Origin of the sequence: Staphylococcus caprae, assembly GCF_003966625.1 — a bacterium.
Classification (GTDB): domain Bacteria; phylum Bacillota; class Bacilli; order Staphylococcales; family Staphylococcaceae; genus Staphylococcus; species Staphylococcus caprae.
On record NZ_AP018587.1, the window covers coordinates 1319589 to 1344183 of the forward strand.

The 24595-nt window shown below is 32.3% G+C and carries 27 protein-coding genes; 26 read left to right on the forward strand and 1 reads right to left on the reverse strand.

Going from position 1 to position 24595, the window contains the following annotated elements; genetic code table 11:
* Positions 1–16: 16 nt before the first annotated feature.
* From JMUB898_RS06360 to holA, 22 genes are all read left to right on the forward strand, one after another.
* Positions 17–1285, forward strand: a complete 1269-nt coding sequence (locus JMUB898_RS06360) for a peptidase U32 family protein (RefSeq protein ID WP_002443213.1) — start codon at positions 17–19, stop codon at positions 1283–1285.
* 1 nt (position 1286) lies between these two features.
* Positions 1287–1910: a uridine kinase gene (gene udk, locus JMUB898_RS06365; protein WP_002443212.1), complete on the forward strand. Its 624-nt coding sequence runs from the start codon at positions 1287–1289 to the stop codon at positions 1908–1910.
* Between the two features lie 28 nt (positions 1911–1938).
* Positions 1939–2415: a transcription elongation factor GreA gene (gene greA / locus JMUB898_RS06370; protein WP_002443210.1), complete on the forward strand. Its 477-nt coding sequence runs from the start codon at positions 1939–1941 to the stop codon at positions 2413–2415.
* A 463-nt stretch (positions 2416–2878) separates the two neighbouring features.
* Positions 2879–3610 carry a 5-oxoprolinase subunit PxpB gene (pxpB, locus tag JMUB898_RS06375; RefSeq protein ID WP_002443209.1) on the forward strand — a complete coding sequence of 244 codons (732 nt, stop codon included), beginning with the start codon at positions 2879–2881 and terminating at the stop codon, positions 3608–3610.
* Entirely contained in the window at positions 3600–4604 is a 1005-nt protein-coding gene (locus JMUB898_RS06380; RefSeq protein WP_002443207.1) for a 5-oxoprolinase subunit C family protein, read from the forward strand. The genes pxpB and JMUB898_RS06380 overlap by 11 nt, the downstream gene beginning before the upstream one ends.
* 2 nt (positions 4605–4606) lie before the next feature.
* A complete protein-coding gene (locus JMUB898_RS06385) occupies positions 4607–5056 on the forward strand; it encodes an acetyl-CoA carboxylase biotin carboxyl carrier protein (RefSeq protein WP_002443205.1) in 450 nt (149 codons plus the stop codon).
* A 14-nt stretch (positions 5057–5070) separates the two neighbouring features.
* Positions 5071–6432, forward strand: a complete 1362-nt coding sequence (locus tag JMUB898_RS06390) for an acetyl-CoA carboxylase biotin carboxylase subunit (protein ID WP_002443203.1) — start codon at positions 5071–5073, stop codon at positions 6430–6432.
* Positions 6432–7184 carry a 5-oxoprolinase subunit PxpA gene (gene pxpA / locus JMUB898_RS06395; RefSeq protein ID WP_002443202.1) on the forward strand — a complete coding sequence of 251 codons (753 nt, stop codon included), beginning with the start codon at positions 6432–6434 and terminating at the stop codon, positions 7182–7184. Before JMUB898_RS06390 ends, pxpA begins: the two co-directional genes overlap by 1 nt.
* Before the next feature lie 12 nt (positions 7185–7196).
* Positions 7197–8453, forward strand: coding sequence for an NRAMP family divalent metal transporter (locus JMUB898_RS06400; RefSeq protein ID WP_002443200.1), 1257 nt, complete (start codon positions 7197–7199; stop codon positions 8451–8453).
* A 306-nt stretch (positions 8454–8759) separates the two neighbouring features.
* On the forward strand, positions 8760–9446 hold the full coding sequence (mtnN, locus tag JMUB898_RS06405) for a 5'-methylthioadenosine/S-adenosylhomocysteine nucleosidase (protein ID WP_002443198.1): 687 nt from the start codon (positions 8760–8762) through the stop codon (positions 9444–9446).
* 22 nt (positions 9447–9468) lie between these two features.
* The gene (locus JMUB898_RS06410; RefSeq protein WP_044466731.1) at positions 9469–9996 is read left to right on the forward strand and encodes a YqeG family HAD IIIA-type phosphatase; all 528 of its coding nucleotides are present in this window, start codon (positions 9469–9471) and stop codon (positions 9994–9996) included.
* On the forward strand, positions 9997–11097 hold the full coding sequence (gene yqeH, locus JMUB898_RS06415; protein WP_126501953.1) for a ribosome biogenesis GTPase YqeH: 1101 nt from the start codon (positions 9997–9999) through the stop codon (positions 11095–11097). It begins immediately after the preceding gene.
* A gap of 14 nt (positions 11098–11111) precedes the next feature.
* The gene (gene aroE / locus JMUB898_RS06420; RefSeq protein ID WP_126501954.1) at positions 11112–11927 is read left to right on the forward strand and encodes a shikimate dehydrogenase; all 816 of its coding nucleotides are present in this window, start codon (positions 11112–11114) and stop codon (positions 11925–11927) included.
* Positions 11921–12211, forward strand: a complete 291-nt coding sequence (gene yhbY / locus JMUB898_RS06425; RefSeq protein ID WP_002443189.1) for a ribosome assembly RNA-binding protein YhbY — start codon at positions 11921–11923, stop codon at positions 12209–12211. Before aroE ends, yhbY begins: the two co-directional genes overlap by 7 nt.
* Positions 12211–12783, forward strand: a complete 573-nt coding sequence (locus JMUB898_RS06430) for a nicotinate-nucleotide adenylyltransferase (protein ID WP_002443187.1) — start codon at positions 12211–12213, stop codon at positions 12781–12783. Before yhbY ends, JMUB898_RS06430 begins: the two co-directional genes overlap by 1 nt.
* Positions 12770–13354, forward strand: a complete 585-nt coding sequence (yqeK, locus tag JMUB898_RS06435) for a bis(5'-nucleosyl)-tetraphosphatase (symmetrical) YqeK (protein WP_002443185.1) — start codon at positions 12770–12772, stop codon at positions 13352–13354. The genes JMUB898_RS06430 and yqeK overlap by 14 nt, the downstream gene beginning before the upstream one ends.
* Positions 13355–13708, forward strand: a complete 354-nt coding sequence (gene rsfS / locus JMUB898_RS06440) for a ribosome silencing factor (RefSeq protein WP_002443183.1) — start codon at positions 13355–13357, stop codon at positions 13706–13708.
* Positions 13709–13710: 2 nt separating this feature from the next.
* Positions 13711–14430, forward strand: coding sequence for a class I SAM-dependent DNA methyltransferase (locus JMUB898_RS06445; RefSeq protein WP_002443181.1), 720 nt, complete (start codon positions 13711–13713; stop codon positions 14428–14430).
* 62 nt (positions 14431–14492) lie between these two features.
* Complete coding sequence (locus JMUB898_RS06450) at positions 14493–15179, forward strand: helix-hairpin-helix domain-containing protein (RefSeq protein WP_002443179.1); 687 nt, start codon at positions 14493–14495, stop codon at positions 15177–15179.
* A gap of 83 nt (positions 15180–15262) precedes the next feature.
* Positions 15263–15724, forward strand: a complete 462-nt coding sequence (locus JMUB898_RS06455) for a ComE operon protein 2 (RefSeq protein ID WP_002443177.1) — start codon at positions 15263–15265, stop codon at positions 15722–15724.
* Between the two features lie 3 nt (positions 15725–15727).
* Positions 15728–17950: a DNA internalization-related competence protein ComEC/Rec2 gene (locus tag JMUB898_RS06460; protein WP_002443175.1), complete on the forward strand. Its 2223-nt coding sequence runs from the start codon at positions 15728–15730 to the stop codon at positions 17948–17950.
* A gap of 45 nt (positions 17951–17995) precedes the next feature.
* Positions 17996–18970 carry a DNA polymerase III subunit delta gene (gene holA, locus JMUB898_RS06465; protein WP_002443173.1) on the forward strand — a complete coding sequence of 325 codons (975 nt, stop codon included), beginning with the start codon at positions 17996–17998 and terminating at the stop codon, positions 18968–18970.
* A gap of 46 nt (positions 18971–19016) precedes the next feature.
* Here holA and rpsT read toward each other — a convergent pair whose 3' ends face one another.
* Positions 19017–19268 (reverse strand): 30S ribosomal protein S20, encoded by a 252-nt coding sequence (gene rpsT, locus JMUB898_RS06470; RefSeq protein WP_002443172.1) that lies wholly within the window; start codon positions 19266–19268, stop codon positions 19017–19019.
* A 390-nt stretch (positions 19269–19658) separates the two neighbouring features.
* On the opposite strand from rpsT, the gene lepA reads away from it, so the two are divergent.
* The 4 genes from lepA to grpE all read left to right on the forward strand — a co-directional run bounded on the left by lepA (position 19659) and on the right by grpE (position 24561).
* Positions 19659–21482: a translation elongation factor 4 gene (gene lepA / locus JMUB898_RS06475; protein WP_002443170.1), complete on the forward strand. Its 1824-nt coding sequence runs from the start codon at positions 19659–19661 to the stop codon at positions 21480–21482.
* 213 nt (positions 21483–21695) lie between these two features.
* Positions 21696–22820: a radical SAM family heme chaperone HemW gene (gene hemW / locus JMUB898_RS06480; protein WP_037541483.1), complete on the forward strand. Its 1125-nt coding sequence runs from the start codon at positions 21696–21698 to the stop codon at positions 22818–22820.
* Positions 22821–22919: 99 nt separating this feature from the next.
* Positions 22920–23897, forward strand: coding sequence for a heat-inducible transcriptional repressor HrcA (gene hrcA / locus JMUB898_RS06485; protein WP_002443165.1), 978 nt, complete (start codon positions 22920–22922; stop codon positions 23895–23897).
* 28 nt (positions 23898–23925) lie between these two features.
* The gene (grpE, locus tag JMUB898_RS06490; RefSeq protein ID WP_002443163.1) at positions 23926–24561 is read left to right on the forward strand and encodes a nucleotide exchange factor GrpE; all 636 of its coding nucleotides are present in this window, start codon (positions 23926–23928) and stop codon (positions 24559–24561) included.
* Positions 24562–24595: the final 34 nt, after the last annotated feature.

A 24595-nucleotide genomic window follows, 5' to 3' on the forward strand; every position in this document is an offset into this window, starting at 1 on the left:
AGGCTTATCATTACAAATGAAAACTTTAGAAGAAGTTCAATCAAGTTCAAAAACCAAAATGAAAAAGCCGGAATTACTCGCACCAGCTGGTAACTTAGAGAAACTTAAAATTGCTGTACACTATGGTGCTGACGCAGTATTTCTAGGTGGTCAAGAGTACGGTTTACGCTCAAATGCAGATAATTTCACTATGGAAGAAATTGCAGAAGGTGTGGCTTTTGCGAACCGTTATGGTGCTAAAATTTACGTGACTACCAATATAATTGCACATGATGAGAATATTGACGGTTTAGAAGATTATCTACGTGAATTAGATGCTACTGGCGCAACTGGAATTATTGTTGCTGATCCACTTATTATTGAAACATGTAAAGAAGTCGCACCCCGTTTAGAAATTCATCTATCAACACAACAATCACTTTCAAACTACAAGGCAGTTGAATTTTGGAAAGAAGAAGGGCTAGACCGTGTCGTATTAGCCCGAGAAACAGGCGCAATGGAAATGAAAGAGATGAAAGAGAAAGTTGATATTGAGATAGAAGCTTTCATTCATGGAGCAATGTGTATAGCATATTCAGGTCGTTGCACATTAAGTAACCATATGACAGCGCGTGATTCAAACCGTGGCGGTTGTTGTCAAAGTTGTCGTTGGGATTATGATTTGCTACAAGTGGATGATGACGGTGAACTTGATTTGTATTATGAAGATGGCGACGTGATTCCATTTGCTATGAGTCCTAAAGATTTAAAATTAATAGAATCTATACCACAAATGATGGAACTTGGCATCGATTCTTTAAAAATCGAAGGTCGAATGAAATCTATCCATTATATTGCAACAGTCGTTTCAGTGTATCGTAAAGTTATAGATGCATATGCGGAAGATCCACAAAACTTCAAAATTAAACCAGAGTGGCTCAAAGAACTAGAAAAATGTGCGAACCGTGATACCGCTCCAGCATTCTTCCAAGGTACGCCTGGGTATGAAGAGCAAATGTTTGGTGAAGCACAATCTAAGAAATCAGCATACGACTTCTGTGGACTTGTACTTGATTATGACGAACAAACTCAACTAGCGACAATTCAACAACGAAATCACTTTAAACCAGGCCAAGAAATAGAATTTTTTGGTCCAGAAATTGAAAGTTTTAAACAAGTTGTTGAAGCAATTTATGATGAGGAAGGTAATAGTTTAGATGCTGCTAGACACCCATTACAAATTGTTCAAATTAAAGTCGATCAACCTATTTATACAAATAACATGATGAGAAAGGAAATCGGCTAGTATGAATCAAACTACTATTATAGGTATTGCTGGCGGTTCTGGTTCCGGCAAAACAACGGTCACAAATGAAATCATGAAGGAATTAGAGGGGCATAGTGTTGCACTTTTAGCCCAAGATTACTATTATAAAGACCAGTCTCATTTAACTTTTGAAGAAAGACTTGAGACGAACTATGATCATCCATTTGCATTCGATAATGATTTACTTATTCAGAATCTTAAAGATTTACGAAATGGTATAGCAGTAGAAGTACCTACTTATGATTATGCAAATCATACACGAAGTAAGGAAACGATTGCATTTGAACCAAAAGATGTTATTATCGTAGAAGGTATCTTTGCTTTAGAAAACAAAACTTTACGAGATATGATGGATGTAAAAATTTATGTTGATACAGACGCAGATTTAAGAATTTTACGTAGATTAACTCGTGATACAAAAGAGCGAGGTCGATCTATGGAATCTGTCATTAATCAATATTTAAATGTGGTCAGACCTATGCATGAACAATTTATCGAACCAACGAAAAAACATGCAGATATTATTATTCCTGAAGGTGGAAGTAATAAGGTCGCAATAGATATTATGACTACAAAAATTCAATCACTCGTTAGCAAAAAATAGTAACTTAATAGTAAAGGAAGATGACATTATGGAAAACCAAAAACAATATCCAATGACTCAAGAGGGTTATGAACAACTTGAACAAGAATTAGAAGAATTAAAGACAGTTAAAAGACCTGAAGTAGTAGAAAAAATTAAAGTTGCTCGTTCTTTCGGTGACTTATCAGAGAACTCTGAGTATGATGCAGCTAAAGACGAACAAGGTTTCATCGAACAAGATATCCAACGTATTGAGCACATGATTAGAAATGCGCTTATCATTGAAGATAACGGTGATAACAATGTTGTTCAAATTGGTAAAACGGTTACTTTCATCGAGCTCCCAGGCGATGAAGAAGAAAGTTACCAAATTGTAGGTTCTGCTGAAGCAGATGCCTTTAAAGGTAAAATTTCTAATGAATCTCCAATGGCAAATGCGCTTATTGGTAAAGGTTTAAATGATGAAGTACGCGTGCCACTACCAAATGGTGGAGAAATCAACGTTAAAATCGTTGATATTAAATAATGAACAGTATATAGATAAGAAAATTTAACAAAAATTGTATTGAGATTAACTTATTTCAATATTAATTATCCTTATTATTAGAGCGGGGACATGGTATCGATTCTTAAGAATGAACTTTCATGTCTTCGCTCATTTTTTATAGTATTATTGATGGAATTTTATCTTAAAAGGTACTTTCGTAAATATAAAGAAGTTTATTTAAAAAATGATAGGATAAAATACTTTTGTCATTAAGCATATATGCGATGACAAAAAATAATATGTATGATTAAATAAAAATTAGTAATTTTTTTGATATGAAGATGCAATATTTTGGCAAAGTAAAAATGCTTTAATTCAAATTATTATTGGTTATTACAAACTATTTGAATTAATTATTAAGCAAATCTTCTAATGCAATGATACAATTAAATAGTTACAGCAAATAAATCCTTAAAAATTTCAAAGGGGAGGGATTTTAAAGTTGGAAACACAATTAATCAACGAACAAACTGTAATGATATATTTCAATAATGAAATAAGTGAACAAACATATGAGCAAGTTCGAGCAACAGTCGAATACATAAAAGAACAATCACATCCTGAAATAACTGAAATTATTCCATCTTATCGAGCAATTCTTATTTATTTTGATAATACAAAAATCAAAGGAAATGAATTGTTAGAAAATTTAGAACTTAACCGTTTACAAAATAAAGATGATGGACATCAAAGTCATCAACGTATTATTAAAATACCTGTACTTTATGGAAATGATTATGGTCCTGATTTAGAAGAAGTTGCAGAACATAATCAATTATCTGAGAAAGAAGTTGTACAAATACATACTCAGCAACCGTATCTCATATACATGCTAGGCTTTATGCCTGGCTTTCCATATCTAGGAGGACTAGATAAGAAATTGCATACACCTAGACGTTCAGAACCAAGACTTAAAATTGAAGCTGGATCAGTAGGCATTGCCAACAATCAAACAGGTCTTTATCCTATGGACTCTCCTGGTGGATGGCAAATCATTGGACGTACACCATTAAAAGTTTTTGATTTAAATCGAGAACCTATGACAATGTATGAGGCCGGTGATTACATTCAGTTTTATGAAATCGATCAAGAAGAATACGATCAACTTTCTGAGGACATCCGTAATGGAAATTTTGATATAGATAAGTGGGTGACATATCAAGATGAGTATTAAAATATTACAACCTGGCTTATTTACAACGATTCAAGACGAAGGACGAATAGGTTATCAGGATTTAGGTTTTTCAGGAGCTGGTGCACTAGACCAATACAGTTTGAAAGTCGCACAAACACTTATTGGCAACGAAGGTCCAGCAATTGAATATACAGTAATAGGACCTAAAATACACTTTTTAAGGGATAACACGTTTACTATTATTGGTGGCACATCAAACGCAAAATTAAATGACAAACCTATAGACACTCAAGCCGTTTATGAGGTAAAACAAAATGATGTGTTGGAAATCGGCCAGATTAGTGAGGGCGCAAGAGGCTATCTTGTTTTTGGTAATCCATTAAACATAGAGAAAATTGCTGATAGTTACTCTACACATACGAGAAGTGGACTAGGTGGTTTTCAAGGTCGTGCGCTAAAAAAAGATGATGTTATTCCTACTCAATCCAATGAATATTTTAAAGAAAATTTAGGTAAAGCTGTAGATTATCAAGCCTTACCAGAAGATAATGTCATTCATGTGATTAAAGGCCCACAGTTTAATTCATTTTCAGAAGAAGCAGTAACGACATTTGTTGAATCAGAATTTAAAATTTCTGACCAATCTGATCGTATGGGATACAGATTAAATGGGCCATCTGTCGCTCCTAAGGAGACAGCTGATATCATTTCTGAACCTGTTGCTTTGGGAAGTATTCAAGTTCCTAATGACGGTAATCCTATCATTCTCTTAAATGATAAACAAACTGTAGGCGGATACACTAAAATTGCTACTGTGACACTGCTCGATTTGAAAAAGTTAGCGCAACTTAAACCTGGTGAAACAATCCACTTTGAATGGATATCAGTAGAAGAAGCAACACAACAATTACAAGAATTCGAGCAGACTTTTAAAGAATTAATTAAAAATGTTACAGAACAACCACTATTTAATTTAGATAATGTGAGAGCTACTTCTAAAAAATTAGCATCACTTATCAAGGAGGATAATTAAAAATGAATTTAGATAGAATTGAAGAAATTATAAATCTAGTAAAATCAAATGATGTTAAAAAATTTAAATATAAAGATTTTGAAAACGAAATCGAACTTGATTTTACTGAAGGTACTGCTACACAAGCTGTAGCCGGGGCGCCTAGTGTACAAGCTGGTGAAAATACAAATGCACAACCATCATCTTCACAAGCTGAAAGCCAATCATCATCAGATGCTAAAGAAATCAAATCTACAATGGTAGGTACATTCTTTTTACAAGACAGTAAAGAATTAACTGATCCTCAAATTAAAGTGGGCGACCAAGTTAATGAAGGTGATGTGATTGGTTACATCGAAGCAATGAAAGTAATGAACGAAGTAACAAGTGATGTAAGTGGAGAGGTTTCTGAAATCGTAGTTGAACATGGTACAAATGTCGAATATGATCAAGTACTAGTTAAAGTGAAGTAAGGGGGTATGAACTTATGTATCGTTGTTTGATTGCAAACAGAGGGGAAATTGCCGTAAGGATTATCCGAGCGTGCAGAGAAATGAAGATTGAAACTGTTGCTATCTATGCGAAAGGCGATGAAGATAGTCTACACGTAAGTTTAGCAGATCAAGCCATATGTATCGGCGAAGCTAACCCTCTAGATAGTTATTTAAATATTGATCGCATTATTTCCGCTGCAGAAGTGACTGGTGCAAATGCGATTCATCCTGGTTATGGTTTCTTATCTGAATCAACTACGTTTGCAGAAGCTGTTGAAGATAATGACATCCACTTTATCGGACCGAACAAGAAAACGATGGAATTGATGGGAGATAAAATCACAGCACGTCAAACTGTTGATGCAGCTGGTGTCCCAGTCATTCCTGGTTCAACTGATGAAGTTCAAAATGTTGAAGAAATTAAAGAACTCGCTGAAGATATAGGTTATCCCGTCGTTCTTAAAGCTGCTAGTGGGGGCGGCGGTAAAGGTATTCGAATCGTTAAAGAACCGGAACAGTTGGAGAAATCTTTAAAAGAAGCTAAAAGTGAAGGACAAAAATATTTTAACGATGATCGTGTCTATGTAGAAGCCTTTATACCAGTTGCGAAACACGTTGAAGTTCAAGTCATTGGCGATGGAAAAGATAATTATGTCCATTTAGGTGAACGTGATTGTTCAGTTCAACGTAAAAATCAAAAACTTATTGAAGAATCACCATGTTCTGCTCTATCTGAAGAAAGAAGAGAGCAAATATGTAACGACGCTGTTAAAGTAGCTAGAGCATCAAATTATCGAAGCGCAGGAACCATTGAATTTCTAGTTACGGAAGACGCACACTATTTCATAGAAATGAATGCGCGTATACAAGTTGAACATACCGTTACTGAAATGCGTGCTGATAGAGATTTATTACAAGCTCAACTTTACTTATTGCAACATGATGAATTACCATTCCAACAAGAAGATATTGTCTTTAATGGTCACGTTATTGAAGCACGTATTAATGCGGAAAATCCTGAAAAGAAATTCCAACCTACGCCTGGTAAAGTAAAAAAATTACATTTACCACAAGGTTTTAATATTCGAGTTGATTCTTTATTATATTCTGGATATCAGGTCTCACCGTATTATGATTCTTTAGTTGCTAAAGTCATTGTAAAAGACTCAAATAGACAAACAGCAATTAATAAATTAAAAGTGGCTCTAGATGAGATGGTTATCGAAGGATTTACAACTACAGCGGATTTCTTATATGCAGTATTAAGTTATCCATTGTATGCTGAGGGCGATGCAAGAGATGTAGATATTAAATTCTTAGAGAAACACCAAATTATTAAAGGGGTGGAACTATAATGCAAATTGATTTGAATTGTGATTTAGGTGAAGCTTTTGGTAATTATTCATTTGGCGGAGATAAGGATATTATTCCTTTAATTACATCAGCAAATATTGCTTGTGGATTTCACGCTGGTGATGAAAATGTAATGAACGAAACGATTCAACTCGCGAAGGAAAATAATATTGGTATAGGCGCACACCCAGGGTTACCAGATTTACAAGGATTTGGGCGCCGAACAATGGATATTGCTCCAAAAGAAATCTATAATTTAGTTATTTACCAATTAGGCGCTCTAAATGGCTTTTGCAAGGTTCATGGTGTGAAAATAAATCATGTGAAACCTCATGGCGCACTTTATCAAATGGGTGCAAGAGATTCTAAAATCGCACATGCCATTGCACAAGCGGTCTACGATTTTGATTCAGAACTTGTATTTGTAGGTTTATCTAATACGTTATTAATTACTGAAGCTGAAGCAGTTGGTTTAAAAGTGGCTTCAGAAGTTTTCGCAGATAGACGTTACGAAGATGACGGACAACTTGTAAGTCGAAAAGAGCCAGATGCAACGATTAGTAATACAGATGAAGCACTACAACAAGTATTAAAAATGGTAACCGAAAACAAAGTCATTAGTAAAAATGGCAAAGAGATAGACTTAAAAGCAGATACCATTTGTGTACACGGTGATGGCGAACACGCACTAGAGTTTGTAACTCAAATTAGAAAAAAATTAACGAAAGAAGGCATTGATATTCAATCCTTATAGGGGGTACCAGCGATGGGAGAAAATTTAAAACAAAGTACTAAGCAAGACACGAATCAGACAAAAAAAGAATTCAAATTTAATAAAAGTCATAGACGTTTATTATACGGTTCAGTATTTTTAATGGCCACTTCAGCAATCGGCCCTGCTTTCCTTACCCAAACAGCCGTATTTACTGCAGAATTTTATGCGAGTTTCGCATTTGCAATTTTAATTTCAATATTAATTGATATAGGGGCTCAAATTAATATTTGGCGCGTACTTGTAGTTACTGGGTTACGCGGACAGGAAGTTTCAAATAAAGTTGTTCCAGGTCTAGGAACCATTATTTCCATTTTAATTGCATTTGGTGGATTAGCATTTAATATAGGTAATATTGCAGGTGCAGGTCTAGGTCTAAACGCAATGTTTGGCTTGGATATCAAATGGGGCGCAGCGATTACTGCTATTTTCTCAATTTTAATTTTTATAAGTAAAAGTGGTCAAAAGATTATGGACGTTGTATCTATGATTTTAGGGGTCGTGATGATTTTAGTCGTTGCGTATGTTATGGTTGTTTCTAACCCTCCGTATGGTGATGCATTAGTTCATACTTTTGCTCCAGAACATCCTATTAAATTAATTTTACCAATTATTACTTTAGTAGGTGGAACTGTAGGTGGTTATATAACATTTGCAGGTGCACACAGACTACTCGATTCAGGCATGAAAGGGAAAGAATTTTTACCATTCGTCAATCGTTCTGCTATTGCTGGAATTTTGACAACTGGTATTATGAGAACTTTACTTTTCTTAGCAGTGTTAGGTGTAGTCGTGACTGGTGTGACATTAAGTTCAGATAATCCACCAGCATCAGTATTTGAACATGCAATAGGACCAATTGGTAAGAATATTTTCGGTGTAGTTATTTTTGCTGCCGCAATGTCTTCAGTGATTGGTTCAGCGTACACAAGTGCAACATTTTTAAAGACACTACATAAGTCTTTATTCAATAAAAATAATTTAATTGTAATTGTATTTATCGTCATTTCAACATTGATTTTCTTATTTATCGGTAAGCCTGTTAGCTTATTAATTATTGCAGGCGCAATTAACGGTTGGATTTTACCAATTACTTTAGGTGCCATTTTAATCGCAAGTCGTAAGAAATCAATCGTTGGTGATTATAAACATCCAACTTGGATGCTTGTGTTTGGTATCGTTGCAGTTATCGTAACAATTATTACAGGAATTTTTTCACTACAAGATTTAGCTAGCCTTTGGAAAGGTTAATAATATACATACTTCACATCTTTATGGTGTGGAGTATTTTTTTATGAATAATGAAGAGACTGGGAACTTTATATTTTATGCACTGGGAAACCGATTAACGGCGTCCCAAAAGCAGGATTTTCGGCAGTAACACTCACAATTCGACAAAATTTGAGAAACAATTTTGCTCATCGTTCGGTTCTGCTCAAATCCTAAACACTTTTATCCCTACATCCTATTTGAGAAATGATTTATCTCTATCGTGATGACTTTTAAAATGTGATAAAATACCAATGCTAGGACTTTATAAAAGAGGTGTAAAAAGAAATGATAGGTATTATCGGAGCAATGGAAGAAGAAGTGACAATTCTTAAAGATAAAATTGTTGACTTAAGTGAAATTAACGTCGCTCATGTAAAATTTTATACAGGAACGCTTAACAATAAAGACATAGTATTAACTCAAAGTGGGATTGGCAAAGTAAATGCTTCTATCTCTACTACTTTATTAATAGAAAAATTTAATCCAGACCTTATCATAAATACTGGATCGGCCGGTGCATTAGACGAAAGCTTATCGGTAGGAGATGTACTTGTAAGTGATACGGTAACCTATCATGATGCAGACGCAACTGCATTCGGCTATGATTATGGACAAATTCCTCAAATGCCTAAGCATTACGAATCTAGTACTAAGTTATTAGATAAGACGATATCCATACTTAAACAACAAGATTTAAATGGCAAAGTAGGTTTAATTGTTAGTGGTGATAGTTTTATCGGAAGTGTTGAACAACGCCGTAAAATTAAATCTCAATTTCCAAAAGCAATGGCAGTTGAGATGGAAGCTACTGCCATCGCTCAAACATGTTATCAATTTAAAGTGCCATTTATTGTGACACGAGCAGTATCAGATTTAGCTAATGGAGAAGCAGAAATCTCTTTTGAAGAATTCTTAGGAAAAGCTGCAGTTTCATCTAGTGAAACTGTTGAATTATTAGTTAAATCATTATAAAAAGTAAAGGTGAAAATATAAAATGGGAATTGTTAAAAATTTATTTATGCCCAATGCATATGTACAATCTGTGTTTGAAATAGATATTGAGAAATTAGCTAGTAATGGAGTCAAAGGTATTATAACTGATTTGGATAACACACTTGTGGGTTGGGATGTCAAAGAACCCACCGAAAGAATTAAAGAATGGTTTGCAAAAGCTCGAAAATTAGGTATCACTGTAACGATTGTTTCAAATAATAATGAAGAACGTGTATCTAGTTTTTCTAAAGATTTAGAAGTAGATTTCATTTTCAAGGCGCGAAAACCTATGGGCAAAGCATTTAAAAAAGCCATCAAACAAATGAATATTCAAGCAAAAGAGACAGTAGTCATAGGAGATCAAATGTTGACTGATGTTTTTGGTGGTAATCGTAATGGACTTTATACTATCATGGTCGTTCCAGTTAAACGAACAGATGGATTTATAACGAAATTCAATCGTCTCATCGAAAGACGTTTGTTGAATCATTTCAGAAAAAAAGGTTATATCAAATGGGAGGAAAATTGATTGAGTGAAACACTAAAATGTATTGGTTGTGGTGCACCGCTACAATCTGAAGATAAAAACGCACCAGGATATGTACCTGAACATAATATGTTTCGTGAAGATGTCATTTGCCAAAGATGCTTTAGGTTAAAGAATTACAACGAAGTGCAAGACGTTGGAATGGATAGTGAAGACTTCTTAAATTTATTAACAGGATTGTCAGATCAAAAAGGTATCGTTGTTAATGTCGTCGATGTATTTGATTTCGAGGGATCATTCATTAACGCGATTAAGCGAATTGTTGGAAATAAAAAAATTATTTTAGCAGCAAACAAACTTGATCTTCTTCCTAAACAAATTAATAAACGTCGTGTGAAAGAATGGTTGAAGAAATCTGCTCGAAAGTATGGCCTTGAAGCCGAAGATGTAGTGCTCATCTCTGCAGACAAAGGTTGGGGCATCGAAGAATTATTACAATCGATTAATCAATATAGAAACAATGAAGATGTCTATATAGTAGGAACAACGAATGTAGGTAAATCAACCTTAATTAATAAATTGATCGAAATAAGTGTTGGTGAAAAGGACGTCGTAACAACTTCACGTTTCCCAGGTACAACATTAGATATGATTGATATTCCACTAGATGAAACAACATTTATGTATGATACACCAGGAATTATTCAAGAACATCAAATGAAACATTATGTTTCTGAAAAAGAATTAAAAACCATTATGCCTAAAAAGGAAATTAAACAACGTGTGTATCAATTAAATGAAGGTCAAACACTATTCTTTGGTGGTTTAGCGAGAATTGATTATGTTTCTGGAGGTAAAAGACCTTTAATATGTTTCTTCTCTAATGATTTAAATATTCATAGAACTAAAACCGAAAAGGCAAATGAGCTTTGGAAATCACAATTAGGTTCAGTTTTAACGCCACCGCATAACGCTGAGAACTTTGATTTAAATAATGTAAAGGCCGTTAGACTTGAAACAGGAAAAGCAAAACGTGACGTTATGATTTCAGGATTAGGTTTCATTACAATTGATGAAGGTGCAAAAGTGATTGTACGCGTCCCTAAAAATGTTGATGTAATATTAAGAAATTCTATTTTATAAAAGGAGTGAGAAGAATGAAATTTGCTGTAATTGGACATCCTATATCTCATTCTTTATCTCCTGTAATGCATAATGCTAACTTTTCTAAGTTAGGATTAGATTACACTTATGAAGCATTAGATATACCTATTGAAGATTTTCATTTGATTAAAGAAATCATTACAGAAAAAGGGCTCAATGGATTTAATATCACAATTCCACATAAAGAACGAATCCTACCATATTTGGATGAAATAGATGAACAATCCAAAACTGTTGGAGCCGTTAACACTGTTTTAATCAAAGACGGTAAATGGATAGGGTACAATACTGATGGCATAGGTTATGTCACAGGTTTAAGACAAGTATATGATGATTTAGAAAGTGCTTATATATTGATATTAGGCGCAGGCGGAGCAAGTAAGGGTATTGCAAATGAATTAGTAAAATTTGTGAATCCTAAATTAACTGTTGCTAATCGTACTATGTCACGTTTTAACGATTGGAACCTTGATATTAATGCAATTTCCTTAGAGGACGCAGAAAGCTATTTAGATGCATTTGATATTATTATTAATACAACACCTGCGGGTATGGTTGAAAATAAAGAAAGTGTTTTAAATTTGAAAAATCTAAATACAAATGCACTTGTTAGTGATATTGTCTATATTCCATATAAGACTCCTATTTTAGAAGAAGCTGAAAATAAAGGCAATCCTATATATAATGGTTTAGATATGTTCGTATATCAAGGTGCTGAAAGTTTTAAAATATGGACGAATCAAATGCCTGATATCCAAACGATGAAACAGACAGTTCTAGATAAATTGAAAGGAGATAGATCATGTTAACTGGAAAACAGAAAAGATATTTACGTAGTTTAGCGCATAATACAGATCCAACTTTCCAAATAGGAAAAGGTGGAATTAATGAAAATATGATTAATCAAATTGATGAAACGTTAGAGAATAGAGAACTCATTAAAATTCATGTGCTTCAAAATAATTTTGACGATAAAAATGAATTAGCTAGAGCGCTAAGTGAAGCGACTAAAAGTGAATTAGTACAAGTAATCGGGTCAATGATTGTACTGTATAGAGAATCTGAAGAAAATAAAGAAATTACGTTACCTTAATGGCTAAAATTGTGTTGTACGGCGGTCAATTTAACCCGATTCATACCGCTCATATGGTAGTAGCTAGTGAGATATATCATCAATTGCAGCCAGATGCGTTCTACTTTTTACCGAGCTATATGGCACCTTTGAAAGAACATGATGATTTTCTAGATTCATCCTATCGAATGAAAATGATTGAGCTTGTAATAGAAGATTTAGGCTTTGGTAATATTTGTACGGCTGAGTTAGAAAGAAAAGGCCAAAGTTACACATATGATACTTTAGCAGAATTAAAGCAATCACAGCCTAATGATGAATTCTACTTTGTCATTGGTACAGACCAATATGAGCAATTAGATCAGTGGTATAATATTGAAAAGTTAAAGAAAATGATTACCTTTGTGATTGTAAATCGTGATAAGGCATATCAAGAAGTAGAAAATGGTATGATATCAATTAAAATTCCCCGTATAGATATAAGTTCATCTATGGTACGAAATCGTATTAAAAATAAGCAAACGATACAAGTTTTAGTCCCTAAAAAGGTAGAAAAGTATATACAGGAGGAAGGATTTTATGGATATAAATGAAGCTAAAGCACTCGTTAAAGATAAGCTACCAGAAAAGCGCTATAATCATTCTTTAAGAGTAGCAGAAACAGCAGTGAAATTAGCAGAGATTTATGACGGTGATAAAGAGAAAGCTGAATTGGCTGGTGTACTGCATGATTATTGCAAATATGATGATTTAAGTAAAATGTATCAGATTGTTAGACAATGCGAGTTAGAGAGTGATTTACTTAGTTACGGAAATGAAATCCTCCATGGTCCAGTGTGTGCTGCAATAATGGAACATGACTATCATATCAAGGACGAAGAAGTCTTATTAGCTATTAAATATCACACAACTGGTCGTCAACAAATGACTAAAACTGAGAAGTTAATTTTTATTGCAGATTATATTGAACCCGGCAGAAAGACCCCCGGAGTTGAAGAAATTAGAGATATGGCATACAATCAAGGTAGCTTAGATAAAACAATTTATGAAATTTCTAAGCGTACAGTTTTATTTTTAATTGGTAAAGATATTACGGTATATGGCACTACGATTGCATGCTTGAATTATTATAATTATAGTGACGAAAGAATAAAGGATGATTAAATGAGTTCAGAAGAATTATTAAATATTGCTGTCGAAGCGACAGAAAACAAAAAAGCTGAAGATGTAATTTCTCTTAACATGCAAGGTATCAGTGATATGACTGACTACTTTGTTGTGTGTCATGGTAATAATGAACGTCAAGTTCAATCTATTGCTAGAGCTGTTAAAGAAGCTGTTCATGAGCAAAATATTGATGTAAAGCGTATGGAAGGATATAACGATGCAAGATGGGTACTTATTGATTTAGCCAATGTTGTAGTTCATATTTTCCACAAAGACGAAAGAAATTATTACAATATCGAGAAATTATATCAAGATGCTCCAGTTGAATCATATGGTCAGGCTGTCTTTTAAAGATGTCTCAGTATGAAGATATGAGTTTGGTATATGACCAACTCACACAGGACCAACCGTATGATGAATGGTTCAATATTGTTGAATCCTTTTCAAAGCAACAAATTAATGAAATTCTAGATTTAGGTTGTGGCACCGGTAGTTTAACACATCGATTAGTCACATTAGGACATATAACTGGAATGGATTTAAGTATTGATATGTTGACGATTGCTAACGAGAAATCTAACAATGTTAGATGGTTAGAAGGAGATATGACAGATTTTAATTTGAACCAAAAGTTTAATGTTATTACAATATTTTGTGATTCACTGAATTATTTATCTACAATTGATGATGTCAGAAATACATTCAAATCAGTATACCAGCATTTAACTAATGATGGTGTGTTTCTTTTTGATGTGCATACGGTTCACAAGATGAATACATTGTTTAATAATCAAAGCTATATTGATGAAACTGATGATGTTTTCTTAGGATGGGAAGCTATTCGTGGTGATGAACCATTGAGTGTTTATCATGAAATGTCATTCTTTATTCTTGAGAAAGATGGTAGTTATCGACGTTTCGATGAATCGCATTACCAAAGAACCTATGAAGAAGAAACTTATAAATCACTATTAAAAGAGATAGGTTTTACAAAAATTGAAACTTTCACAGATTTCAATCTAGAGAAACATGAAGAAGATGCTGATCGATTATTTTTCGTTGTTAAAAAATAAATATTAACATTAAGAAGTAAAATCACTCGTTCGTACGTTGATAAGTATGAAGGAGTGATTTTTTGTTTAATATAGATAAAAAGTATATCGACTTTATTTTAAGATGGAAAAGATATTTTATATTAGGGGTTGTCGGAATCATTATCGCGATTCTTACTTTGACTAACAAAGATGAATCTCATAATGAGAATAATGAAATGAATGAGTTTCCAAAAGATCATCATCTAGATTCAAATGAGATTAAAAACAATCAATCTCATACTAAAGCTAATACAAATAATAAGAATATGAGTAATAAAGAAAACAGTATGGAAAAAGTTTATGTTGATATTAAAGGGGCTGTCGAGCATCCTAATGTATATCAAATGCTATCGACTGAACGAGTCATTGACGCTTTGAATAAGGCAAAACTTTCTAAAAATGCAGACGTTTCCCAAATTAATCTATCAGAAAAATTAATAGACCAAAAGTTAATATATGTGCCCACAAAAGGAGAGCCACCTCATACTATTAGAAATAATAATTCTCCAATAACTTCGAATCAAAATAGTGAAAATAAACAAGTCAATCTTAATAATGCGACTGAATCAGAACTTAAAGGAGTCCCAGGTATTGGACCAACAAAAGCTAAAGAAATTATAAACTATCGAGAACAAAACGGTAGATTTGATAAAATAGATGATTTAAAAAAGATTAAAGGGTTTGGCGAGAAAACGTTCGAAAAATTAAAAGAATACTTTACTATTTAGCTTTGATTCATTATTGCATTTATTGCCTTAAATGATTAAGCTATAAATATTAATTGTTTTTCTACATAAGGAGGCAACTACACATGGAAAGAATTAAATGGGAAGAATATTTTATGGCTCAAAGTCATTTATTAGCTTTGAGATCAACATGTCAAAGACTCTCTGTTGGAGCTACAATTGTCAAAGATAATAGAATTATTGCTGGTGGTTACAACGGATCAGTAGCAGGGGAAGTTCATTGCATTGATGAAGGTTGCCTTATTGAAGATGGTCATTGTATTAGAACAATACATGCAGAAATGAATGCACTACTACAATGCGCTAAACAAGGTGTTTCAACAGAAGGCGCTACAATTTACGTGACTCATTTCCCTTGTTTAAATTGCACAAAGTCAATTATACAAGCTGGCATTAAGACGATATATTATGCAGAAGATTATCACAATCATGACTACGCTATTAAACTACTTCAACAATCAGGTATTGAATATAAAAGAATACCATTCTCTCCAGAATACGTAGCACAATACCTTACGCAAGGTTAATCAATGATATACATAGCACTTTCATTTTTAGTAGGGATACTTTGGATGAATTTCAAAGTTATCTCTACCTCACTATTTCTATTGGCGTTCATACTTGCGACGATTAAGAACTTCAAACTCCCTCTTATTATATTAATGTTTGCTTCTTCCATACTTTCATATTTTATTATTTATTCTTATACTCAAAAGGAAACCAAATCGCAAAATTATCTTAGAAACCATCCTATGGTTCGAAATGACGTAACTTTTAAATCATTAGAAAATAAACAAAAGTATACTACTGGCTATCTTATATATAAGAATGAAAACTATAAATTTTTCTTTAAGACTAAAATGTCTAAAACTTACGCATCTTTAAAAAATAAGACGTGCTACATAAAAGGGGATTTTAAATTTGATAATGAGCATCCTTCTATAACGATTTCATCTATCAACTTGAATTCTTGTAAAACTAATGGTCATTTTCAATGGATTTATAATCATCAAGAATACATTTCGAATAAGATATACCATTCAGGAGTGAAATATCCTAATAGAATCCTTGCATTAATTACTGGCAATACGACATTAATCAATCCAGATTATAAGGAAAAAGTAAAAGAGATAGGAATATATCATTTATTAGCTATAAGCGGCACACATATAGCCACAATTATTTTAATTATCCATCAATCTCTCGTAAGATTTAATACACCTTTATTAGTCATAAAGATCTTAACCATATGCGTATTAGTTATTTACGCTATTTATACTGATTTTGTTCCTAGCGCTGTGAGAGCAATATCAATAGCTATTTTAGTAATATTACTCCCCAAATCTCTTAGAAAATCTTCTCTCAATTTACTTTCATTAATTTTTATAATTATGTACATTGTTTATCCAGGGTATATTTATAACATAGGTTTTCAATTTTCATTTTTAATTTGCTTCTTCATTCTAATGGCTCAACCATTTCTTAAAAATTTAACACCTATAAAAAGTCTCTTAGCAATAACATGTATAGCACAATTTGGTTCTATCATAATTAGCGTCTATCATTTTAATCAATTTCAGTGGATTGGTTTCCTATCGAACTTACTTTTTGTTCCATTTTATAGCTTCTTACTTTTTCCATCTATTATCTTATTTTTCATCACGAGTCATTTAATTTCTCATTTCGAAATCATGAATCGCTATATGGCATTTTTGTATAATGTTCATGATCTACTACTAAATTTATTCTATAAACTGTCCCATTATAAATGGTATATCCCTGATTTAAGTGAAAAGCAATTACTGCTATTCATATTATCAATATTTATCGTTTACTATTTATTCGTACATCAAAAGGTATTTATTTCCTTATCAGTATTTATAATCATATTATCTCTACTCACATTTACTAATAAACCAAGTTATGCTGAATTAACTCTGTTTGATGTCGGACAAGGTGATAGTATACTTTTCAAAACTGGAAACAATAAAACGATTATGATAGATACTGGAGGTAAAGGAGATGAAAACAAATCTAAAAGTATTAGTCATCATAATATAGCTAAGTTTAAAATTCTTCCGAGTCTTAAAAGAAAAGGAATTTCTACGATTGATTATCTAATCTTAACGCATCCACATGCAGATCATATGGGAGAATTACCATATCTATTTGAACACTTAAAAATTAAAAACATTATATTGAATAGTGATGGTTTTCCAAATGATTTATTAAAATATATTATAAAGGAAGGCAAGATGAAGAATATTAAAATACATGAGGTTAAAAATATTTCTCAAATTAATTTTGAAGTAACTAAATTAAAATTTTTCAATACATTTATACCCGCCAGTTCAGATAAAAATGAACAATCCATTATCATACTCATCCAATACCGTAATAAAAATATTCTATTAATGGGGGATGCGACTAAGAACAATGAATCAATTCTTTTACAAAATTACAAATTGCCAAAAATAGATATATTAAAAGTAGGACATCACGGTAGTAGAACAAGCAGTTCTGAAGAATTTGTTAAAAACATACAACCCAAAATAAGTTTAATTTCAAGTGGCAAGCATAATAAATATCATCTTCCCAATGATGATGTTATATCTCGTTTAAAAGAGAATGGAAGCGAAGTTTATGATACACAGGATAATGGGGAACTAAGTATTAATTTAGATGACATAAAAACGAAGATTCAACGTATATATCAACGTCAATCAACTAATGCTAGAGAAGTAACGCAATAAAATGATATAATTTACAGGTATGAGAAATAGAGGAAGGGTGTACTTATGAGCGATAATATTGTGGCTATATACGGTGAAGTGCCTGAACTTGTCGAGAAGAAAAGTTCTGAAATAGTCAATCAATATCTTGGACAAGACAAAGATGATTTCAACTTTGTGAAATTTAATATGTATGAAAACGACTTGACGCCTATAATAGAAGAAACATTAACGATGCCCTTTTTCTCAGATAAAAAGGCTATTGTAGTAAAAAATGCCTATGTGTTTACTGGCGAAAAAGTAACTAAAGAACTCAATCATAGTGCTGAACAACTCATGGAGTTTATTGAAAAGTATGATGGCGAAAACTTAATTATCTTTGAAGTTTATCAAAATAAATTAGATGAACGTAAAAAACTAACGAAATCGCTTAAAAAATATGCTCAATTAAAAAAAGTAGAACAGATGTCTGAAGAAGAAATAAAAAAATGGATTCAGCGCAAATTAAATGAGAATTATAAAGATATAAAACAAGATGCATTAAATCTCTTTATTGAGCTCACTGGCATTAATTTTAATATTGTCTCTCAAGAACTTGAAAAATTAATGCTCTTCTTAGGGGATAGACCTACAATAAATAAAGATGATGTCAATCAAATTATTAATAGAAGCTTAGAACAAAATGTGTTTTTATTAACTGAATTTATTCAAAAAGGCAGAAAAAATAAAGCAGTACAGTTAGTGAATGATTTAATAACAATGAAAGAAGAACCTATTAAACTTTTAGCATTAATAACAAGCAACTACAGATTGTATTATCAATGTAAAATATTGGGTCAAAAGGGATACAGTGGTCAGCAAATAGCTAAAACAGTTAATGCGCATCCTTATAGGGTGAAATTAGCTTTAAATCAAGCTCGGAATTATCAATTAAATGATTTATTAAATATTATTGATTCATGTGCAGAAACTGATTATAAATTAAAATCTTCATACATGGATAAGCAGCTTATTTTAGAACTATTTATCTTGTCTCTTTAAAATAAAAAAGATCAAGCTCAGCGCTTGATCTTTTTAATAAGTAGAATTATTTATTAGCTGTCATAAGTTTTGATTTAATACGATCAGCTTTGTTTGAGTGGATTAAGTTGCTTTGAGCAGCTTTATCAACTTGTTTAATCGCAAAATTTAATAATTCATTTTTGTTTTCAGCATCAGTTGAGATAGCTGTTTTCGCGCGTTTAACTGCTGTACGCATAGCATTCTTTTTAGAGATATTACGTGCTTCAGCTGTTTCAGTTGTTCTCACACGTTTAACTGCAGATTTAATGTTTGGCATTTCTGTCACCTCCTAAAAGTGAACTTAACTTATCAAAATTTATTTGATTACAACAAGAAATATTTTATCAAATGTCTAATCTTTGTGCAATCATTTATTTATCAGTATTGTGAATATAGTTTAAAGTCTTTAACTATTGGAAAGTGACCATTAACTCTATATAATTAAAATTGTTAGAACTCAAATGATACTGGAATAAAGGGGTTTATTCTGGATAGAAACCATTGTAATGACATAGAATGAAGTTTTCTTAGGAATAATGAAAATGTTATTAATGTCTCAACCTCAATAACTTCCTTTAAGTTCATTTGCATTTAAACTTTAAAAACGTTATCATATCAAAGATGTATACATAAATCGGGTTATTTTTATGAAAGTGAGTAGGATAAGATGGATAAGCAAGAACGCTATAATAGAAGAGAAAATATAAGAAATTTCTCTATCATCGCACATATTGACCACGGGAAATCGACATTAGCTGATAGAATCTTAGAAAATACTAAATCAGTCGAAACACGCGAAATGCAAGATCAATTACTTGATTCTATGGATTTAGAGAGAGAACGTGGAATAACAATTAAATTGAATGCTGTTCGTTTAAAATACGACGCTAAAGATGGTCAAACTTATACTTTCCATCTTATTGATACACCAGGACATGTAGATTTTACATATGAAGTGTCACGTTCTTTGGCAGCATGTGAAGGTGCTATTCTTGTCGTCGATGCGGCTCAAGGAATCGAAGCACAAACCTTAGCTAATGTTTATTTAGCGTTAGATAATGATTTAGAATTATTACCTGTGGTGAATAAAATTGATTTACCAGCAGCAGAACCTGAAAGAGTAAAACAAGAATTAGAAGATGTTATCGGCTTAGATCAAGACGATGTTGTTTTAGCTAGTGCCAAATCAAATATTGGTATTGAAGATATATTAGAAAAAATAGTCGAAGTCGTACCAGCTCCAGATGGAGATCCAGAAGCACCATTAAAAGCCCTCATATTTGATTCAGAGTATGATCCATATAGAGGCGTTATATCTTCTATCAGAATTATAGATGGTGTAGTCAAAGCTGGAGATAAAATTAAAATGATGGCGACTGGTAAAGAATTCGAAGTAACTGAAGTGGGTATCAATACACCTAAACAGTTACCTGTTGATGAATTAACAGTAGGTGATGTTGGTTATATTATCGCCAGCATTAAAAATGTAGATGATTCACGTGTTGGTGATACAATCACATTAGCTCATCGACCAGCTGACAAGCCACTTAAAGGCTATAAAAAGATGAATCCAATGGTTTATTGCGGATTATTCCCAATAGATAATAAAGATTATAATGATTTAAGAGAAGCATTGGAAAAACTTCAACTTAATGATGCATCATTAGAATTTGAACCTGAATCTTCACAAGCTCTTGGTTTTGGCTATAGAACTGGATTCTTAGGTATGTTACACATGGAAATTATTCAAGAAAGAATTGAAAGAGAATTCGGAATTGAATTAATTGCGACTGCACCATCAGTAATTTACCAATGTATTTTAAAAGACGGCTCAGAAGTTACTGTAGATAATCCAGCCCAAATGCCTGAAAGAGATAAAATCGAACATATTTACGAACCTTTCGTTAGAGCTACAATGATGGTTCCTAATGATTACGTCGGTGCTGTTATGGAATTATGTCAACGTAAACGTGGTCAATTTGTGAATATGGACTTTCTGGATGATATACGAGTAAATATTGTGTATGAAATTCCATTATCAGAAGTCGTATTTGATTTCTTTGATCAACTAAAATCTAATACTAAAGGATATGCTTCTTTCGATTATGAATTCATTGAGAATAAAGAAAGTAACTTAGTTAAGATGGATATTCTACTTAATGGTGATAAAGTTGATGCGTTAAGTTTCATAGTTCATAGAGACTTTGCTTATGAAAGAGGTAAAGCACTCGTAGAAAAATTAAAAACACTTATCCCAAGACAGCAATTCGAAGTACCAGTGCAAGCAGCCATCGGTCAAAAAATTATTGCTCGTACAAATATTAAATCGATGGGTAAAAATGTCTTATCAAAATGTTATGGTGGCGATATTAGCCGTAAACGTAAATTACTAGAAAAACAAAAAGCCGGTAAAGCTAAAATGAAAGCTGTAGGTAATGTTGAAATTCCTCAAGATGCTTTCTTAGCAGTGCTTAAAATGGATGATGAATAAAACTTTAATTCAAAGGTTGAGACATAAACACATGAGTCTCAGCCTTTAAAACGTATTGAAAGTGCCTAAAAATGAGATAATCGAATAAACCCGATTTTTCTTTTATCCACTAGTTCAGCACTAATCATCCTTGCCGAAGCGGAGCGATGAAATCATTTTAACTACAAGATTTCGCTTCCGCTCTTTTTTATGTTCAGTATTGGGGGGATAATTTTGACAGTTACAAGCGCATATATTCATATTCCTTTCTGTGTACGAATTTGTACTTATTGTGATTTCAATAAGTATTTTATAGATAAACAGCCAGTAGATGAATACTTAGATGCTCTTATTAAAGAAATGCAGGTTAATAATAATAGACAACTTCAAACGATGTATGTAGGCGGAGGAACGCCTACTGCTTTAAATTTAACGCAACTTGAAAAATTACTTAAAGCGATTAATAATACGTTTACGATAAGTGGCGAATATTCATTTGAAGCTAATCCAGATGAGTTAACTTATGAAAAGGTAGCACTCTTAAAAAGGTATGGCGTCAATAGAATTTCAATGGGTGTGCAAACATTTAAACCAGAATTATTAGAAATACTTGGCAGAACTCATAAAACAGAAGACATATACAAAGCTGTTGATAATGCACGCAAAGTTGGAATTGAATCAATTAGTCTTGATTTGATGTACCACCTACCACAACAAACTTTGGATGATTTCAAACAAAGTTTGGAATTGGCTCTAAAGATGGATATTGATCATATATCTAGTTATGGACTTATACTAGAACCTAAAACTCAATTTTATAATATGTATAGAAAGGGACATCTTAAACTTCCAAATGAAGATTTAGGTGCTGAAATGTACCAATATTTAATGCAAAGATTAGAACAATCAAATCTAAAGCAGTATGAGATATCCAATTTTGGAAAAATAGGACACGAATCCACTCATAATAAAGTTTATTGGCTAAATGAGGAATATTATGGATTTGGTGCAGGTGCAAGTGGTTACGTAGACGGGGTAAGATATACCAACTTAAATCCTGTTCGTCATTATATTGATGCTATTAATAAAAATGAACAACCTATACTTACTCAAACAGAACCAACTTTTGAAGAAAAAATGGAAGAAGAAATGTTTCTTGGTTTAAGAATGAACCAAGGCGTTAATACTGAAAGATTTAAATACAAATTCGGATTACCGATTGAAAGTGTTTTTGGTCAAACAATTGAAAATTTATTAGGAAGAAATCTATTACAAAAACAACAACAAAACATTTCATTAACTGAACGTGGTAAAGTGATTGGTAATGAGGTTTTCGAGGCATTTTTACTTAACCTCTAAAAATTTCGATATTTTAATGCTTTAACATTGACTTACTTTGACCTTTTTGATAAATTATAATTAGCACTTGAGATAAAAGAGTGCTAATGAGGTGAAAACATGATTACAAATAGACAATTAAGCATCCTTAATGCAATTGTTGAAGATTATGTTGATTTTGGACAACCGATTGGTTCTAAAACTTTAATTCATCGACATAATTTAGATGTTAGTCCTGCTACCATTAGAAATGAAATGAAACAACTTGAAGATATGAACTTCATTGAGAAGACACATACCTCTTCAGGTAGGACACCATCCGAATTAGGTTTTAGATATTATGTCAATCGTTTATTAGAACAAACATCTCATCAAAATCAAAACAAAATTCAACGTTTAAATCAGTTATTGATTGAGAATCATTATGATATTTCTACCGCATTGACTTATTTTGCAAATGAATTATCAATGCAATCTCAATATGCAACGTTGGTTGTACGTCCAAATCACAATCAAGATATTATTAGTAATATTCATTTGATTCAAGCTAACAATCATTTGGTTATTTTAATTATGGTATTTTCATCAGGTCATGTTGAGAACATTCATGTTGTAACTCATGTAGAACTGAATCGTCTTAACTTAAATAAAATAGCTAACTTTTTGACTACACATTTTAATGAGAATCATAAAAATTTATCTCGTGATATTCATATGGTTGTAAATTCAGATGAAGAGAAAAAGTTAGTAAGCGAAATGATTGATTTGATGGAACAACATATTAATAATCAAAGTAATAGCATTTATATGGGAGGAAAGGTTAAACTTATTGATGCGTTGAATGAAACAAACGTGTCATCTATACAACCAATTCTTCAATATATCGAATCAAATCGAATCACTGAATTATTAGATGAAATATCAACATCTCAAATCAATGTTCGTATTGGCAAAGAAATTGATGGAAGTTTAAGTGATATTTCTATCGTGACAAGTCAGTATCATTTTGACGAGTCACTAAAAGGTCAAATTGCGGTCATAGGACCAACTGCTATGCATTATCAAAATGTAATTCAATTACTTAACCAAATATGGTAGTAATGAGAGTTGTATTGGAGGTCAGACAATGACAGAAAAAGATCATACAGTGAATCAAACTGAGGAAGAAGTTAATTCAAAAGAAAGCGAAGATAATCAAACTTTTGAAAATAACGAGGAATCAGTAGATCACACTGATAAGAATGAAGTTAAAGATAATCAATTGCAAGATGATTCTGAAGAAACAGATCAACAAGAAGATGTTGATCCAAAAGATGAAAAAATTCAAGAATTAGAAAAATTAGCAAATGATAATGAAGAAAAATATTTAAGATTATATGCTGAATTCGAAAATTATAAGCGTCGAATTCAAAATGAAAATCAAATTAATAAAACTTATCAAGCTCAAGGTGTTTTAACTGATATTCTTCCGTCAATAGATAATATTGAACGCGCACTTCAAATTGAAGGTGATGATGAATCTTTTAAATCACTTCAAAAAGGTGTGCAAATGGTACACGAAAGTTTACTAAGAGCTTTAAAAGATAATGGTCTTGAAGAAATTCAAGCCGAAGGGCAAGAATTTGATCCTAATTTACATCAAGCAGTGGTTCAAGATGATAATCCTGATTTCAAATCAGGTGAAGTCACTCAAGAATTACAAAAAGGATATAAACTTAAGGATCGTGTATTAAGACCATCAATGGTTAAAGTAAATCAATAAGTTGATTGAAAAAACATTGTAAATTTAAAACATA